This window comes from Vibrio sagamiensis NBRC 104589 (assembly GCF_007990935.1).
GTDB classification, from domain to species: Bacteria; Pseudomonadota; Gammaproteobacteria; order Enterobacterales; family Vibrionaceae; genus Vibrio; species Vibrio sagamiensis.
This window is the reverse complement of sequence record NZ_BJXJ01000009.1, coordinates 1-15307: the sequence shown is the minus strand read 5'-3', so window position 1 is coordinate 15307 and position 15307 is coordinate 1. Positions and strand designations below refer to the sequence as shown.

16 protein-coding genes are annotated in these 15307 nt (G+C 39.0%); 9 read left to right on the top strand and 7 right to left on the bottom strand.

The window, feature by feature from the left end:
• Nucleotides 1–40: 40 nt before the first annotated feature.
• Nucleotides 41–703 (bottom strand): flavin reductase family protein, encoded by a 663-nt coding sequence (locus VSA01S_RS05835; protein WP_039982144.1) that lies wholly within the window; start codon nucleotides 701–703, stop codon nucleotides 41–43.
• 39 nt (nucleotides 704–742) lie between these two features.
• The gene (locus tag VSA01S_RS05830; RefSeq protein WP_050567391.1) at nucleotides 743–2269 is read right to left on the bottom strand and encodes a cryptochrome/deoxyribodipyrimidine photo-lyase family protein; all 1527 of its coding nucleotides are present in this window, start codon (nucleotides 2267–2269) and stop codon (nucleotides 743–745) included.
• Nucleotides 2270–2519: 250 nt separating this feature from the next.
• On the opposite strand from VSA01S_RS05830, the gene VSA01S_RS05825 reads away from it, so the two are divergent.
• Together VSA01S_RS05825 and VSA01S_RS05820 are read left to right on the top strand one after the other, a co-directional pair.
• Nucleotides 2520–2825 carry a DUF6482 family protein gene (locus VSA01S_RS05825; protein ID WP_039982142.1) on the top strand — a complete coding sequence of 102 codons (306 nt, stop codon included), beginning with the start codon at nucleotides 2520–2522 and terminating at the stop codon, nucleotides 2823–2825.
• A gap of 101 nt (nucleotides 2826–2926) precedes the next feature.
• Entirely contained in the window at nucleotides 2927–3259 is a 333-nt protein-coding gene (locus VSA01S_RS05820) for a hypothetical protein (protein WP_039982140.1), read from the top strand.
• 115 nt (nucleotides 3260–3374) lie between these two features.
• Here the strand turns inward: VSA01S_RS05820 and VSA01S_RS05815 are convergent, their stop codons facing one another.
• Together VSA01S_RS05815 and VSA01S_RS05810 are read right to left on the bottom strand one after the other, a co-directional pair.
• Entirely contained in the window at nucleotides 3375–4544 is a 1170-nt protein-coding gene (locus tag VSA01S_RS05815; RefSeq protein ID WP_039982200.1) for a multidrug effflux MFS transporter, read from the bottom strand.
• Between the two features lie 415 nt (nucleotides 4545–4959).
• Complete coding sequence (locus VSA01S_RS05810) at nucleotides 4960–6108, bottom strand: iron-containing alcohol dehydrogenase (RefSeq protein ID WP_039982138.1); 1149 nt, start codon at nucleotides 6106–6108, stop codon at nucleotides 4960–4962.
• A gap of 184 nt (nucleotides 6109–6292) precedes the next feature.
• Here VSA01S_RS05810 and VSA01S_RS05805 point away from each other — a divergent pair, with 184 nt between their 5' ends.
• The 3 genes from VSA01S_RS05805 to VSA01S_RS05795 all read left to right on the top strand — a co-directional run bounded on the left by VSA01S_RS05805 (nucleotide 6293) and on the right by VSA01S_RS05795 (nucleotide 8803).
• A complete protein-coding gene (locus VSA01S_RS05805) occupies nucleotides 6293–7171 on the top strand; it encodes an AraC family transcriptional regulator (protein WP_039982136.1) in 879 nt (292 codons plus the stop codon).
• A 213-nt stretch (nucleotides 7172–7384) separates the two neighbouring features.
• The gene (locus tag VSA01S_RS05800; protein WP_039982134.1) at nucleotides 7385–7843 is read left to right on the top strand and encodes a hypothetical protein; all 459 of its coding nucleotides are present in this window, start codon (nucleotides 7385–7387) and stop codon (nucleotides 7841–7843) included.
• Between the two features lie 24 nt (nucleotides 7844–7867).
• Complete coding sequence (locus VSA01S_RS05795) at nucleotides 7868–8803, top strand: LysR family transcriptional regulator (protein WP_039982133.1); 936 nt, start codon at nucleotides 7868–7870, stop codon at nucleotides 8801–8803.
• A gap of 147 nt (nucleotides 8804–8950) precedes the next feature.
• Here the strand turns inward: VSA01S_RS05795 and VSA01S_RS05790 are convergent, their stop codons facing one another.
• Nucleotides 8951–9607, bottom strand: coding sequence for an NAD(P)H-dependent oxidoreductase (locus tag VSA01S_RS05790; protein WP_039982131.1), 657 nt, complete (start codon nucleotides 9605–9607; stop codon nucleotides 8951–8953).
• Nucleotides 9608–9950: 343 nt separating this feature from the next.
• Between VSA01S_RS05790 and VSA01S_RS05785 the strand changes: the two genes are divergently transcribed.
• From VSA01S_RS05785 to VSA01S_RS05775, 3 genes are all read left to right on the top strand, one after another.
• Nucleotides 9951–10568 carry a LysE family translocator gene (locus tag VSA01S_RS05785; RefSeq protein ID WP_050567390.1) on the top strand — a complete coding sequence of 206 codons (618 nt, stop codon included), beginning with the start codon at nucleotides 9951–9953 and terminating at the stop codon, nucleotides 10566–10568.
• Between the two features lie 625 nt (nucleotides 10569–11193).
• Nucleotides 11194–12054, top strand: a complete 861-nt coding sequence (gene yghU, locus VSA01S_RS05780) for a glutathione-dependent disulfide-bond oxidoreductase (RefSeq protein ID WP_039982127.1) — start codon at nucleotides 11194–11196, stop codon at nucleotides 12052–12054.
• A gap of 355 nt (nucleotides 12055–12409) precedes the next feature.
• A complete protein-coding gene (locus tag VSA01S_RS05775) occupies nucleotides 12410–13150 on the top strand; it encodes a DUF2799 domain-containing protein (RefSeq protein WP_050567389.1) in 741 nt (246 codons plus the stop codon).
• 76 nt (nucleotides 13151–13226) lie between these two features.
• Here the strand turns inward: VSA01S_RS05775 and VSA01S_RS05770 are convergent, their stop codons facing one another.
• Both VSA01S_RS05770 and VSA01S_RS05765 read right to left on the bottom strand, forming a co-directional pair.
• Nucleotides 13227–13700, bottom strand: a complete 474-nt coding sequence (locus VSA01S_RS05770; RefSeq protein WP_050567388.1) for a DedA family protein — start codon at nucleotides 13698–13700, stop codon at nucleotides 13227–13229.
• A gap of 24 nt (nucleotides 13701–13724) precedes the next feature.
• Nucleotides 13725–14453, bottom strand: coding sequence for a glycosyltransferase family 2 protein (locus VSA01S_RS05765; protein WP_039982125.1), 729 nt, complete (start codon nucleotides 14451–14453; stop codon nucleotides 13725–13727).
• Nucleotides 14454–14716: 263 nt separating this feature from the next.
• Between VSA01S_RS05765 and VSA01S_RS05760 the strand changes: the two genes are divergently transcribed.
• Complete coding sequence (locus tag VSA01S_RS05760; protein WP_039982124.1) at nucleotides 14717–15142, top strand: GNAT family N-acetyltransferase; 426 nt, start codon at nucleotides 14717–14719, stop codon at nucleotides 15140–15142.
• Nucleotides 15143–15307: the final 165 nt, after the last annotated feature.

Below are 15307 nucleotides of genomic sequence, written 5' to 3'. Positions count from 1 at the left end.
TAATAAGATAGCCTTAGCTCTAAGGTACTGCAATAAATCATCAATTAAAGTTTTTTCCTTCCACTGTGAGTGGTAACACCGGTTGATCTGGTTTTGCATGGCCTAAACGGTGTACTTTTTGTGCAGTATGATAGCTATCGAGACCAGAAATAGAAACAATGTCCAATAGGCTGAGATCAAGGTGCCCATCTGGCATCATTGCTTTTTCAGGGAGGCTAATTGTCTGAACTTCTCCGATTAACATTTCAGTTTGATTACTATTTATAATAATGTGCTCCTTTAAAACTAGGCCAATCCGTAAGTTACTTTCAAGAACAAATGGAGCAGCAAAGTTATCTTGATAGCAGGGGGTTAGGCCAACACTTTCAAATTCTGAAATATCCTTCGCATAACGCGCCGATGTTTGGTGGGCTTGCTGGATAAAATCTCTATTGATTGCATTAATCGTGAAATAATGAGTATGCAAGATATTTTCAAGTGTATGACGACGGCTCTTTCTCGGGCGCACAATAAAACCAAGTAGAGGTGGATTAGAACCGAAGTGAACAACGGAACTGACAATGGCGAGGTTCTCTTGTCCTTGTTCATCTCGTGTTCCGATCAAGTTTGCGCTTTTATATCCTGATAAAGAATTGATAAGGCGAGCGCGGTAGCGGCTTTCCATCGCTTGAATGTCCTTGTGAGAAATTTTCTTTTGAGTCATAGGGGTCTCTTAGTTTTTGTTTTAGGCTAGCTGATTTGTTTAAGATTCTTTCTGCTTCTGCTTCTGCTTCTGCTTCTGCTTCTGCTTCTGCTTCTGCTTCTGCTTTGTTGGTCGCACGTGGGTGAATAAAATTCGTTTTCCCTCTGATCTCACATCCTGACGTTTTTTCCAACGCCAAAGTCTATCGCGGGCACTTTTGGCACAATCGTCTAATGAGATAATTGGCTTTAAGTACGGTGAATCTTGATCAAGTTCATACATGATGGCTTCCATAGAGGTCATCTTCCATGGTTCGAACAAAAGTGGAATGGGGACCAAAGCGAGTTCTGGCAGCCATTTATGGATAAATTTCCCTTCAGCATCATGCTCCTTTGCCTGCTTGGTTGGGTTGTAAATTCGAATGGTATTGGTTCCTGTGAGCCCCGCTTGCATTTGAAATTGTGGGTAATGAATGCCGGGTTCAAAGTCGAGAAAGAGCTGAGCAAGGTGAGTGACGCCATCTCGCCAATCCATGTTCATGTGATGCGTTAAAAAGCTGACTAACATTGCACGCATGCGAAAATTGATATAGCCGGTATGGTGAAGGCAGCGCATACAAGCATCTATAAGTGGAATTCCTGTATTGCCAAATTTCCAAGCAAAGAGTTTTTTCGAGTCTTTGATACAAGAATGGTTGAGTAATGGTTCGTATGCTTGATTGATACATCGAAACTCCATGTCACTTTCACTCTCAAACTTCTGAATAAAATGACAATGCCAATGTAGCCGGGAAGATAAAGCGATTAAGCTACGTCTAAATCCTGCTGTTTGCCAATTTTGCAATAGGCATTGATAAACTTCTCGTAGTGAAATATTACCCCAAGCCAAATAAGGAGAAAGACGAGTGCATGCCGTTCTCGACTCGGAAGGGCTTGAAATACTGCAATAGTACTTTTTACCTCTACGCGTAAAAAAGTCTTCAAGCGTTTGCCAAGCCAGCTTACTTCCACCAGTTTGCACTCCTCTGATCTTCAAAAGCCAGTTTGCTGGGGGATCAAAGGCTAAGCCAAAGTCGTCTGGCTCTAAATAATGAAGAGAGCTAGCTTTGAGAACCGTATTACAAAGCGGAGCGCGCATAAACTTTTGCCAGTTTTTATCCCAATCTAAGCGGTTTTTTACTCCTCTTAGTACTGCTCCTTGCTGAAATTCATACCAATCTATTTGGTTTGAATTGAACCAAGTTGACATTTCTCTATCTCGGTCAAAAGTACAATTTAACCCGATTTCTTGATGAGAAAAAACAGCATTGATTTTGTATTGAGACTGAATGGCTTGGAAGCAAGAGCGTGCATCACCGAACAAAACCGAAACACGACTATCGTAGTCTAGTAATGCAAGGTTTAAGTCTTGTATGGATTGCCAGATAAAACGCCAATGACGAAGTGAATAGTGTGGATTTTCAATCAGAATTGGCTCGACGATGTATAACAACACGGTAGGGTGTTTGGAAATAAGCGAGTTGTATAAGGGAGCATGATCAGTGAGCCTCAAGTCTCGTTTTAGCCATACCACATTGATTTCTTTCATTTAAAGCTTACACCCCAGAAACTCAACAAACTTTAGATTTAACCTTTATGGAAACTTATGTGCACCCATGTGATATGCAGGTAAAAGCCTTTTTGATGAAAACGATACATTGGGTGTCCTAGGTGTATACGCAATCGAACGAAAAAAAAACCAATCCTTGATCGGCTTTCATTGTTCATGGGTATACAAAAGTGCACACCTAAGTGTCTTAAGGTCATTGGGGTATCTTAATTTGAAAGGGAAAGGAAATATGGCGATAGCACTGAGTAAACTAGAAAAGTACTTTTATATCGACAAGTTGGTTATCCATTCAATCGATTTAGCGCTGTATCAAGCTTCAGTCGTGATCGATGGCCAAGAATCAATGATTATCGATGATTCAGGCCTGCTTTTACGTGAACATTCGATTTTAGCCATGCAAAAGCGCTGCCGCCATTTGAAAGCCAATACTCATGTTTTACGTCAGAGTAGTGCTTATGATGAGATGGTTGGTCAACCAACTCGAGAAACAGCAAACACATTAGAAGTTCCAATTGGAAATCATAAACTCTATTGAGAATATTTTTGTGGTTAAATTTGAAGTTATTAATTGTTTTCTCATCGAAATAATTTGTTAAAAATATAATTCAATCTAAATACTTTGATAAGGTAAGCTTAATGTTTCGTAAAATCTTTAACTTACGTATAGCCATGGCTTTCATTGCTTTCATGTTACCAATACAGCCTGTTTTAGCGATGAAAACAATTATTCTTGATCACATTTATTCTTACAAATTTTCTGAAGGTATTAATTTTTTGGTGGGAGATGAAAATGTTACAGGTCAAAGGATCACTGTTGAATGGGAAAATAAACCATATCAATCCAGTACCGTAGGCGATCGATGTGCAAATATTTTCGAGTTAGCCATCTCAGATCCTGGCAGGTACTATGTCAGTATTGAGACCAGTTCTTACCGATTGCAAGGGTGTGAAATTGGGGTGAAAGAATAAGAACTATTTATTATATACCGAGAATAATGCTGAGCCAGCAAGCATTTATCTTGCTGGCTCTAGTGTTCTAATTAATGTGATAAGGAAGCGAAATTAATTTTCTGAACCAATCGTGTTACTTTGGTTGAAAGTGTTGGTGACGCTGAATTAAATAATGAGTTGCTCTTATACCAGCAAGTATCATGACTACGTACATCATCACATTGAATACTGATTCAGGTGTTCCTTTATAGGCATTACTTCCTAAATCAATAGCAGCAGAAACAATCAACAGCCTTAATGCAGTGACTAACGATGCTGCGATGCCAGTTAGATCCGGAAATATCTGCATGGATTTAGCAAAGAACAAACCGATAGACAATCCTGCTCCGACTGAAAATAAACACATGACACTGGTTAAAAACAAAGGTGAGTTCAGTAATGTCTCTGGAGCCAAAGCAAATATGGTTGTACTCGCAAATATTAAGCTGAGACCAGTATTTTTTAATTTATCAACGCCAAATCTATCTATTAAGCGCGAGTTGTTTAAGTTGACCAACACAAATGTACCCAAGGTTGCCATTTGATAGAATGGAAAAATATCGGGTTTAACACTTAAACTTTCGATGTACAGTAAAGACATATTCGATACATAAATCATATAAGCGGCAAGGATTAAGCTGGTTATAAGAGTGTTGTACCAAAATAAAGGTGATGATAACACTGTCCGATAATCAGTGGCTATTCGCTTAGGTGCTAGCTTTTTCCTTTTCGTCTGGTTAAGGGACTCCGGTAAGAATAAGAAACACTTTATTGCAGAGATAAAGACGAGGGCTGTGATAAAAATAAAGTTAGTACGGTAACCAAAATTCAGGCTTATCCAGCCTCCAATCAAAGGTGCGAAAGCCATTAAACTCACAACGAGTGTATTCAAATCAGCGATAAGTTTGGCGGCAGACTCTTCCTCGAATAAGTCAAAGATCATCGCTGTCCCAACGATTACGCACGCTGAGCTTCCAAAACCCTGTAAGAGTCTAAAAGCAAGAAGTTGTTCAATATTGTCAGCGAAAATGCAACCAAAACTGGCGATGAGAAAAATACTGAATCCAAACATCAATATTTTGCGACGGCCAAAGCGGTCAGATAATGGTCCATAAAGCAATGAACCGACACAAATACCGATAAAGTTATAGCTTAAAATGCGTTGTACCATGACTGCATTGGTGTTGAAATCTTTGAGTATGTCAGGGAAAGTTGGTAGATAAATGTCAGTTTCCATTGCTGCTCCAAGGAATATAAACACCATCAAAAATCGAAACCACTTTCCAGTATGGGAAATAGGAAACATAGTTAATCCAATAATAATTTTTGAATCATATACCCGAGTACCTTAAGTTACTTAGGTATAAACATGACTAAACGAGTAGGGCGAACAGTCGGTTCTGAATAGATTTTATACCTAAGTAGTTTGAGGTTACTTTGGTATACATGAAATAACGCATAATCGAGAGGGATATTACGCAAGGGTTAAGATTTATCACTTGGTTGTGAACAAGCGAAATCAAAATTTAACATATTTAATTTTGATTACAAGCATGAAAGTAGGAATTCTTTTATTTTATTGAAAATATACCCAAGTAGCCTGAGGTTACTTGGGTATGGGGGAATCTTGAGTTATTTAAGTGTTGAAGTCATTCATCCTGAAGTAATGAATTTAATCGCTACGCGATTGCAGACTCTAAGATCTCACGCGTTTTCTCAAGTGTAATTGCTTGGTTTTCACCTAGTTGTGTATAGCCGTGTGAATCTAATTGAGCCACAACTTGTTCAATCGCTTGTGCTTTTTTTCCTTCGTAATCAGAAAATTGTGTGGCGACATTCAAGCTCTGGTAGAAATTTTCAATCGCATCAATAGTACGTTCAGCTAAGTCTGAGCTATCGTTCAAGCCAAATACATTACGGCCCATTTGCTCCAATTTATTGCGCTTAGCTTCAATTTGGTTTCTCAGTAGTGATGGCTGAACAATAGCGAGTGAACATGCGTGGTCAACATGCCAAAGCGCGGTAAATTCATGCCCGATCATATGAGTCGCCCAATCTTGAGGTAGGCCAACACCGATCAATCCATTAAGAGCTTGGTTGGCTGTCCACATAAGATTTGCACGCCAAGCATCGTTATTGCGTTCATCAAACTGCTCGCCAAGTGTCAGCAGGTTTTTTAGCAGTGTTTCTGCATAACCATCTTGTACCATCGCATTGGTTGGTAGGGTAATATATTGCTCGCATACGTGTACCCATGCATCAACCAGACCGTTGAGCAATTGACGTTCAGGCAGAGACTTCATTACGTCTGGATCCATGATAGCAAACTTAGGCTGAACTTCAGGGCTCATAAAAGCAAGTTTTTCCTGAGTTGCTTTGCGTGTGATCACCGCTCCCATATTGGACTCAGAACCGGTAGCTGGCAAAGTAAGCACTGCGCCAAGAGGTGTTGCTTGAGTCACTTGATGTGCACCAGTCAGGATATCCCAACCATCACCATCATATTTCGCTGCTGCAGCAACGTATTTTGAACCGTCAATAACAGAGCCACCACCTACAGCGACAATGAAATCAATATTTTTTTCTTTAACGAGTGCAACGGCTTTATCCAATGTTTCCTTTGTTGGATTAGCTTCTACACCTGAAAATTCAAGCCATGAGTGGTGACCTAAAGATGCAATAACTTGATCATAAACACCATTCTTTTTGATTGATCCACCTCCATAGATGATAAGTACTTTTTTATCACTATCAATGGCTTGGCTAAGAGCGTTGATCTGTCCTTGACCAAAGTGAATAACCGTTGGATTAACATAGGTGAATTGCATGCTGGATTCCTTTTATAAACGTAATCTTTTTATTTTGACCTTTTGGTCATTAGTTGGTTTGCATATTAGTCCTGAATGGTGGCTTATTAAAGCCCATTTTCTCTTTATTAATTGCCTATTCCTACAAGTTCGTTATTATTGACCTCATTTTTACCAATCAATGTCTCTACATGGATTTACTTATATGAATGTACTTGCTCAGTTGATGCACTCTTACGTTGAAGCTAAAGGATGGGAGGATCTTGAGGGGATCAGAGAAACAGAAGTAAAAAATGTATGGTTCTATAGGAGCAGTACTGGTAACCCACGTCAGCCGTTTACTTACCAATCTGGCATCATTATGCTCGGACAAGGCCAAAAAAACATTTATCTTGGAGAAAGGCCTGTTACTTATTCCTCGGGTAATTATCTCGTGATTGGCGTTCCTATGCCATTAGAGTGTGAAGCATTGGCTATTGATGGCCAGCCTCTGTTAGGTTTGTCGATCAGTATTGATCCTCAACGTTTACAACGGTTGGTCAAAAAACTAGAACAACAAGACTTCCATATTGATCAAGGAAATAAACATAACTCGAGTGGCCTTGAGTCTACAAAGATGGAAGAACACATGACAGACTGTTTTGTTCGTTTAATGAGAGCACTCCATAGCAAGACTGAAGCAGATATACTTGGTGATGCGTTGGTTAATGAAATTGTATATCGAGCATTAATTGGTTCAAAGGGACGTGTCCTATTTGACCTTGCTCATCATGATGGTCATTATGCACGAATTGCTAAAGCACTTTCTAAAGTGCATGAAGAATTTGATCAACCAATTACGATTCAGTTGCTTGCTGACGAAGCAAACATGAGTATTTCAGCATTTCACAATGCTTTTCGCAAAGTGACCTTTGAATCACCTTTGCAGTATTTAAAGAAAGTAAGATTAAACAAAGCGAAAGAGTTGATCCAAATAGAAGGTTTACGCATTAATGATGCTGCGCGCAGAGTAGGTTACTCAAGCCCCTCTCAATTTAGTCGTGAGTTTAAGCGTCACTTTAACCACTCACCGCGAACAATTTAGTGTCTATAGCCAAGTGACTTCACGATGCTTGATTAAAAGTCAGAGCACGTGGGTATATCTATCCACATCAAGACACTCATACCCAGCCACCTCAAGATACCTATAAAAATAATCATTGGTAATTGAGTTTATAGTCCTTAAAATGATTTATATACCTAAGCATCTTGAAATTACTTGGGTATCTATCCTTGATAACTAATGTAGAGTGATTTTATGCTTCGTGATTACACCTTCGAATGTCTTGTAACTATGCCGCGCCACGAATTAGAAGAGTTCAGTGCTCGTATGATCAGCAAAATGGTTCCAGAAGATGTGATGAATGAACTATTTACCTTCGAGCAAGAAGAAGTGGATAGTGAAGACCGAATGTTATCTGCACGACTTGATGCCATGCTGCGAATGACAGCAATCGCTTTAAGCGAGATACAGCAAGCGTTTGATGAATCAGAAAATGCAAAACAAAACAGTGAGAGGATGACTCGATTAGTGCTTTGGCACTTTTATGCTATCTCATTTAACCTAGAAGAATCGATTACTCTCGAAGCACATTGCGCACAAGTTGAAAAGATCTTAGCAGAGGCTCCCATTGATGTTTTTGCTTGGGTGAAAAGGTTAACCGACTTGCTACACACCTATGCTGAGATCAGTGCCAATGAGAATGGGGAAGCCTAAAAAAGGTAAAGGCGGAGACATAAAATGTTACTCGAAGATCTTCAAGTCGTGGTTAAAGTCGCCGAATGCCGAAGTATTACAGGAGCCGCGACTCATTTAGATATGCATGCGGCAACGGCCAGTGCGGCAGTTAAAAGAGTGGAGAAATCGTTGGGTGTTGAGTTATTTGTAAGAACGACTCGTCACCTTCGTCTTTCTCATGCCGGAGAACGATATTTACCACAATGTGAAGCGGCCTTACTGGCACTTGAACAAGCCAAACAAAACTTGCACGATGATTTAGACATTATCGATGGTGAGTTAAGAATAACCATTCCATCTGATCTTGGAAGAAATCTCGCTAGCCGTTGGCTTGATGATTTTATGGACGCTAACCCTAAAGTTTCATTAAGAGTCAGTGTCGGAGATAGTCGAATTGATTTTTACCGCGATTCAGTAGATATGGCATTGCGCTATGGCTCCCCGACGGATTCGAATATCTATGGATTTAAAGTGTGTAATGTCCCCAGACTATTGTGTGCCAGTCCTGAGTATCTAAAAAGGTATGGTATGCCTTGTCACCCTAAAGACCTAACAGCACATAATCCTCTTTTCTATCAAATGCATGATATGCTTCATGATGTATGGGGGTTTAACGATGGTGAACAAGATTACAAAATAAAGCTCAAAGGCAATCGAGCTTCCAATGACAGCGACTTGGTTCGACGATGGTGCGTAGAGGGCAAAGGGTTAGCTATGAAATCTTGTTTGGATATGTCAGCTGATTTATTGTCTGGTAGAGTTGTTAGTGTGATGCCAGAGTTTAAACCCACACCGACAGAACTATGGTTAATATGCCCAAGTAGGCAATTGATTACACCAGCGATGAGAATACTCAGGGACAGCTTTAGGCGTAATACACAAGAGATTTTGTTGCAATTGGCAAATAAAGGGCTGATTGAAAAGAGTGTGTTTGAATAGAGGGTTGGGCACCAAATTCATCTTGCAGAATATGACGCAGTGGCCTCGCTCTTAATCAAGTATTTTGAGGTCAATTTGGTATAAGTATTTTTAGAACAATGGTATACATTAATGAAAGGGGCATTAACATGCCCCTAACTAAAAAGATTATAAAACAGCTAATATCTCTTCTCGTGCCAAACGTGACTTTGGCAAACTTGCATTGTAGTCTTCTTGCTGATGATGATATCCAATAGCCAGTGCTACATCACATTGATACCCATCTAACTCTTGCTCAAACTCTTGGTTGACTAAATCGATATCAATGCCTTCCATTGTGGTTGAGTCAATGCCTAAACGCGCCAATACATGCAGCGTATTGCCCAGTGCAAGGTAAGTTTGAGCTTTTGTCCATGCTGAATTATCACCATTTATATCAGTATTTAGCTCTGCAAATGCAAAAGGACCAAAAGCTTGTTCACGTTGTTCTAAGGGAGTTCGACCGTCTTTAATACCTTTATCGACCACTTTCGCATAGTCATTGCGTGTGTAGTTAGGTTTATGAGCAAATAAAATAACGTGCGATGCTGCTTTGACATGAGGTTGATTGAACTGATGCATGTTGGCGAAAGTATCGTGCATACGTTGTTTTGCTTCATCACTTTCAATAACAATAAACTTCCAAGGTTGTGAGTTAATGGAAGAGGCGGAGAGACGCATCGCTTCATAGAGAACCTCAAGATCTTGTTGAGGAATACGTTTACTTGGATCGTAGCGTTTGGCAGTGTAACGGTGTTCTAAATCAGCAATGATTGGATGAGTCATGATGGTCTCCAAAACTAAAAATCGATGAATGACATATTGCCAAGTATCTTTAAGTCACTTGGGTAGATACTGTAGATATTAACGGTATTACTCGAATTAACAAACGGCCGCTCATTTGATTTATTGTCAAAAATAATTTGATAATAAGTCAGCTTTTAATTGGTTTTTTGCGGTAATACTTGGTGTTTGGTCATTTAGATACAGCGCAGTGATGTCGTTCAGAGTTCAGCATCTTGAGGTTACTGGGCATCCCTAACACAGACAAAAACAAAATGGTAATTAATGCTAATTTATTTTATTATTCATGATCTTATAATAAAATCTAATTTTGATTACTACTAATATGATATCGTTATTTTTTATCGCTCTACTTGGTTCTATGGTACCGGGAGCAAGCTTCGTGATTACTGTACGTAATAGCCTTTTTGGTTCAAGATTATGCGGATTGACGACCGCATTAGGGTTGTCACTAGGAATGGCTTTCCATGCCTCTTATTTGTTACCTGGGTTGCGTTGGTTTACTGATCATTCTTCTACTTTTCTGCTGGTTATTGGTTATATTGGAGCTGCATATCTCCTTTATTTGGGAGTTAATTGCCTAAGAGCAAAGAAAGCGGATGTTGATCCTGATGTTACAGCGACTAAAGAGGGGATTACGCCATGGAAATCATTTCTGAGTGGTTTTATTACCGATGTCTTAAATCCCAAAATTGTGATCTTTATTTTAGCTTTGTTGAGTCAGTATATTGATCATGATTTAACCGTAGAACAATATGTTTCCTATGGGGTTATTTTATCTTCTGTTCAGCTACTTTGGTTTGGGTGTGTGGCGATGTTCTTTTCATCGGCTGTTCTAAGAAAAAAACTTTATGCTGTTTCCCACTGGATTGAAAGGCTATCTGGCGTTGCGTTAATCTCACTTAGTACAACGATTATGTTGCAAAATTTGGGTATTCTGTAATTGTACCCAAGTTATCTCGTTTAGAACCAAGCATCAGAGGCTGTTGCGGTAAAAAACTAATAAAATAAACATTTAATGTGAGGTGCTCATCGAGGCACCTCATTTTTCACCTAAGTGATATAATTAATTTAATTATAACTTCCATTCTTTACCCTGGCCGAGTGCAAAGATTGAGTCATCAACAAAGTAAAAATAAAAAAAAAGATAATGTCTTGTGTAAGTTTATTTTTGTATTGACGCTCATTAAAACGGCAATATTGTGAGATGCTGTTTACAAGTATATCGCGAGTTACTTGTGTATGGAATAAATGAGCTTATGTTTCGCCTTAGAATGAATGGATTCACTCAAAAATGACATCAACTCTCGGGTGATCATTATTCTATTGTTCGCGATGAAAATGACATCAAAGCAATGCTTGACGTTCTCGAAACCTACAGTGACTTTTTGTTAGTCGGTTAGTGGACTTTCATTATACCCATACCCAAGATACTTAGGTATATGGCCAAGTATCTTGTGGTTTCTTGGGTATAAGCTTTTTATTTGCTAAATTAGACCTCATGACTCTTAGCCAAGTGTAATGTACAATTTTGAGCGAATGAAATTCAAACGAGATAAGGGATAACAATGGATAATCAATACATACCAGCAAAAGTATGGGCATACGACAGCGCAAATGGCAGTCAAGGGTCGACGTTGAACCGTCCTGACTCTGGGGCACGCCACGAGCAAACACTTCCTATTGGTATTCACCCATTTCAACTTTACTCGATGGGGACACCCAATGGGCAAAAAGTAACCATTATGTTTGAGGAACTATTAGCGGCTGGTGTGAAAGAAGCTGAATACGATGCGCATCTGATTAAAATTGGTGATGGCGATCAATTTGGTTCTGGTTTTGTAGCGGTCAACCCAAACTCAAAGATCCCCGCACTCGTTGACCGCTCAGGAGCAGAAGTCGTTAATGTGTTTGAATCCGGCAATATCCTTTTGTATCTGGCTGAGAAATTTGACCACTTTTTACCTAAAAACCCTTTGAAGCGAGTCGAAGCAATGAATTGGCTATTCTGGCTTCAGGGTTCTGCACCCTATTTAGGCGGTGGGTTTGGCCATTTTTACGCTTACGCGCCAGAGAAATTTGAATATCCAATTGATCGCTTTACAATGGAAGCCAAACGCCAGTTAGATGTGCTCGATAAACGTTTGGGTGACCATACATATTTAGCTGGTGATGAATACAGTATTGCAGATATCGCAACATGGACCTGGTACGGAAATCTTGTTTTAGGTCGTCTTTACCATGCTGCTGAGTTTCTCAACGTTGCGAGTTATACCAATGTGATGCGTTGGGCTAAGGCGATTGAACAACGTGAACCAGTTCAACGTGGCTCGATAATCAACCGCACATGGGGTGACGACTGGGAAAAAGTTGCAGAGCGTCACCAACCTTCTGATATTGATAACGTATTAGCTAAAAAGCCATTGTGATTTTTGTTTAGAATAAAAGGGATGTCTATCCCCAGTGATAAGTTTTCAAAAGGTGAGTGGAGCACTCACCTTCTGCATTATACTCAAGTCTCCTCAAGATGCTTGACTAATGAAACTGAAGAAGTGAACAGCGAAGAGATTAGGGCATGTTTTGTAAATGAAATTTAAATAATAATGTTCGAATAAAGAGTATTATTATTTAGTGTTCAACAGTGTTTTATATTTACGCTATATAAGTAAATTAACCAATAAGTCATTTAACTTATTGATATTTATTTGAAAGTTGAATATAAAGTCGGCATTATAGGCTCTTTGTAAAACCTTAAAACTTACCAAGAATATGGAATCAAATCTTATGCAGAAGTACTTTTTTGTGCCACTAGTTACTATTTTATTAGGAAGCCTATCTGGTTGTGCCTCAATTAGTCAGGAGGAGTGCTTACTTGGAGACTGGTATCAGCTTGGTCTCGCAGATGGTCAAGGTGGCAAAAAAAACTACGCTGCTGATTATAAAAAGGATTGCTCTGAGTATAAGGTGAAAATGGATGTCAAAGCGTATAATCAAGGTCGAGACGAAGGTCTAAAAGCCTTTTGCACTTATGAAAATGGAGTATCATTTGGTCAATTAAATAAAACTTATAACTATGTTTGTCCAGCTGATCTTTCTGATGCATTTTTATTTGGTTATCAACCATATTATAATTTAGCCAATGCTGAGTCAAAAAGAGAAACGATTGAAGAGAAAATTGAACATTACAGAGATTTGTTGCTAGATGAAGAATTAAGTAAAAGTGATAGAAAAGAATATCGGAATGATTTGAAGTCAGCGAAGCGGGATCTTAAAGAACTAGATATTAAAATAAGGAAATATGAAAAGGAACTTGAGCTTCACAAAATTCAGGTCGAGAAAGCCAAGATCACAAAACAGCTCTCTAGCCGCTATTTATCTAATAGCCAGAGAATAAAATTAAGAGAACGTCTAGACTCTCTTACGCAGCAAGAATCTGTTTACAAAAGCCTGTCATACGTTGAAAACACATTAAAAAGCATAAAGGATATTGCTGATATGTTTGAGTATGAGTCAGTGAGCTACTAATGAATAAAACCTCGGAGCTTAGGTGAGCGTAACTTAAGTAATTAGCTTCGAGGTTTTATTATACTCAAATCATCATTTACCAATCGATATGGCTGACGCCAGAGGCTAATAAATAGCCCCAAACAATAAACTGCCCTATACCGAGTACTAAACCAATAAAAGCATAAAAAGAAAATTGTTGCCAACGAATTTGATTCACCCCAGCCATAAAGGGGACAAACCAGGCGATGGGGCCAAGCAAACGGGCAAAAGTCATCACCTTGCATGCGTGACGATTCATTAATAAACGACATCTTGCCATTGTACGACGAGCGCTAGGAAACCTGCGTAAGACTTTTCTTTGAGCAAAACAACCATAATGCCGACCAATAAAAAAGCTTATTTGATCTCCTATTAACCCTCCTAAAAATACAGCAATCAGGGCATGGCTGTTTCCTTTATAAAACTGGTAACCTGCTGTTATCAAGAAAGGCTCAGCGGGTACAAAAATGTTTGGTCCAATGAGCGAATCAAAAAAAGAGCCTAGGAATAGGCCCAATTCATCCAACATAGCGATGCCTAATATTGCGAGAGATTAAGATTGTTGGTAATGACCAAATTTGTATTCAATTTCGTTGTTTCTCATTTCGCCGAAAAAGAACCGGCGAACATTTGCTTTTAGGTAAGTAAAGCCTGTTTTGTACAATCCATCTTGCTCTAGGCGACGAGGATCGAATTGAAATGTCATTGGAAGCAGTCTGAAACGCCAAGTTTTGCTGGCTTTTTTAACGTAATGGCAGTCTTCACATAACACGATCTCTTCATCAAAGCCGCCTATTTCATCATGAACACGCTTAGTTGAAAATATGCAGGCACCAACAGCCGTAGGGAAAAAGAATTGAGTGCAAAATAAGCCAATATTGAATAGGCCATAGCCAGCTTTATGGCTCTTAGAAAGATTTTTCGAACCCATGTAAATACCAGCAATTTCAAGTTTTTCTTTTGTCAGTTTTGTGATTGCTTTTGCCAGAAAATCTTTATCCAGCCTGACATCCGCATCTAAAAACAAGATTCGTTCATGTTGCGCTAATTTAACTCCGGTATTACGACCTAGGCTTACACCGCGACTATCCATACGATGAATGGTCAATTCAGGTAGAGCTGTACGGTATTTTTCGGCGACGTCACAAGTATGATCGTCACTGTTAGAGTCAACAATAATCACTTCGTAGTTTTGAAACGTTTGACGACTTAAGTCATCTAAGAGACGAGCAATTTTTCTTTCTTCATTAAGAGTAATAATAACAATACTAAGCGGTTTCATAATCATAAGCTCCCGATATCAATGTGTTTGATTAGGAGAATTATGCACATGCTATGCTGAATAACTTATGAGAGGTTGGTTCATAATCAGTTAATCAAAACTGTAATTGAAAAAATTTGCATAAGTTTATATATGTTTTCATTCTTACATATAAATAACCTTACCTTACGGTTATCACTATAAGTTGCTGATTTTAAGTTGAAATAAGCGAAATTTCACGGCACTATACCTAGGTGTCATACCGTTCTCGATTGGAGCCTAAATTGATAATAGAAATATCCACTCAACCAAAAGAAGATGAATTAAATATGATCAGTGAAGGTATTCGTTCATTTAATGCCCCATTTTTGCCCAATGATGCTGAATATGAGTCAAGTGGACGATTTGTTATTACGGCTAAAAACGATAAAGGTGAATTTATCGGAGGAGCTCAAGCCAATGTCATGTGGAGTTACTGTGTTTTAGAATTACTTTGGCTGTCAGAAGAGTGTCGTGGTAAAGGAGTGGGAACGTCACTCATTAAGCAACTCGAAAGTTTTGCAATAGAAAAGGGATTAACTCAGATTCGAACGGAAACGTTATCCTTTCAAGCAAAACCTTTTTATGAAAAGAATGGCTTTCGCGTATATGGAGAATTACATGATACTCCCAAAGGGCATTCCACATACTTTTTGGTTAAAGACCTTTAGATAAGATTCGCTGGATATATTTTGTAGTAATTGTATTGAGCTTTGCCTTCGCATCACCAATCCACTCATATTTTGGCAAACTGAATGGGTGATCACAGTATTAAAACAGAGACTAAGCGACCGAGCAACCGTCGTCGTTTTGGTTACTTTACAGTGTAAAGGGGG

What these genes read in the sequence shown, in the direction of transcription:
- VSA01S_RS05815 (WP_039982200.1), bottom strand. Translation starts at nt 4,544, where the DNA reads ATGGTGTTTATATTCCTTGGAGCAGCAATGGAAACTGACATTTATCTA.
- VSA01S_RS05770 (WP_050567388.1), bottom strand. Translation starts at nt 13,700, where the DNA reads ATGTTGGATGAATTGGGCCTATTCCTAGGCTCTTTTTTTGATTCGCTC.
- VSA01S_RS05765 (WP_039982125.1), bottom strand. Translation starts at nt 14,453, where the DNA reads ATGAAACCGCTTAGTATTGTTATTATTACTCTTAATGAAGAAAGAAAA.
- VSA01S_RS05825 (WP_039982142.1), top strand. Translation starts at nt 2,520, where the DNA reads ATGGCGATAGCACTGAGTAAACTAGAAAAGTACTTTTATATCGACAAG.
- VSA01S_RS05820 (WP_039982140.1), top strand. Translation starts at nt 2,927, where the DNA reads ATGTTTCGTAAAATCTTTAACTTACGTATAGCCATGGCTTTCATTGCT.
- VSA01S_RS05805 (WP_039982136.1), top strand. Translation starts at nt 6,293, where the DNA reads ATGAATGTACTTGCTCAGTTGATGCACTCTTACGTTGAAGCTAAAGGA.
- VSA01S_RS05795 (WP_039982133.1), top strand. Translation starts at nt 7,868, where the DNA reads ATGTTACTCGAAGATCTTCAAGTCGTGGTTAAAGTCGCCGAATGCCGA.
- VSA01S_RS05775 (WP_050567389.1), top strand. Translation starts at nt 12,410, where the DNA reads ATGCAGAAGTACTTTTTTGTGCCACTAGTTACTATTTTATTAGGAAGC.
- VSA01S_RS05810 (WP_039982138.1), bottom strand. Translation starts at nt 6,108, where the DNA reads ATGCAATTCACCTATGTTAATCCAACGGTTATTCACTTTGGTCAAGGA.
- VSA01S_RS05785 (WP_050567390.1), top strand. Translation starts at nt 9,951, where the DNA reads ATGATATCGTTATTTTTTATCGCTCTACTTGGTTCTATGGTACCGGGA.
- VSA01S_RS05835 (WP_039982144.1), bottom strand. Translation starts at nt 703, where the DNA reads ATGACTCAAAAGAAAATTTCTCACAAGGACATTCAAGCGATGGAAAGC.
- VSA01S_RS05790 (WP_039982131.1), bottom strand. Translation starts at nt 9,607, where the DNA reads ATGACTCATCCAATCATTGCTGATTTAGAACACCGTTACACTGCCAAA.
- VSA01S_RS05830 (WP_050567391.1), bottom strand. Translation starts at nt 2,269, where the DNA reads ATGAAAGAAATCAATGTGGTATGGCTAAAACGAGACTTGAGGCTCACT.
- yghU (WP_039982127.1), top strand. Translation starts at nt 11,194, where the DNA reads ATGGATAATCAATACATACCAGCAAAAGTATGGGCATACGACAGCGCA.
- VSA01S_RS05800 (WP_039982134.1), top strand. Translation starts at nt 7,385, where the DNA reads ATGCTTCGTGATTACACCTTCGAATGTCTTGTAACTATGCCGCGCCAC.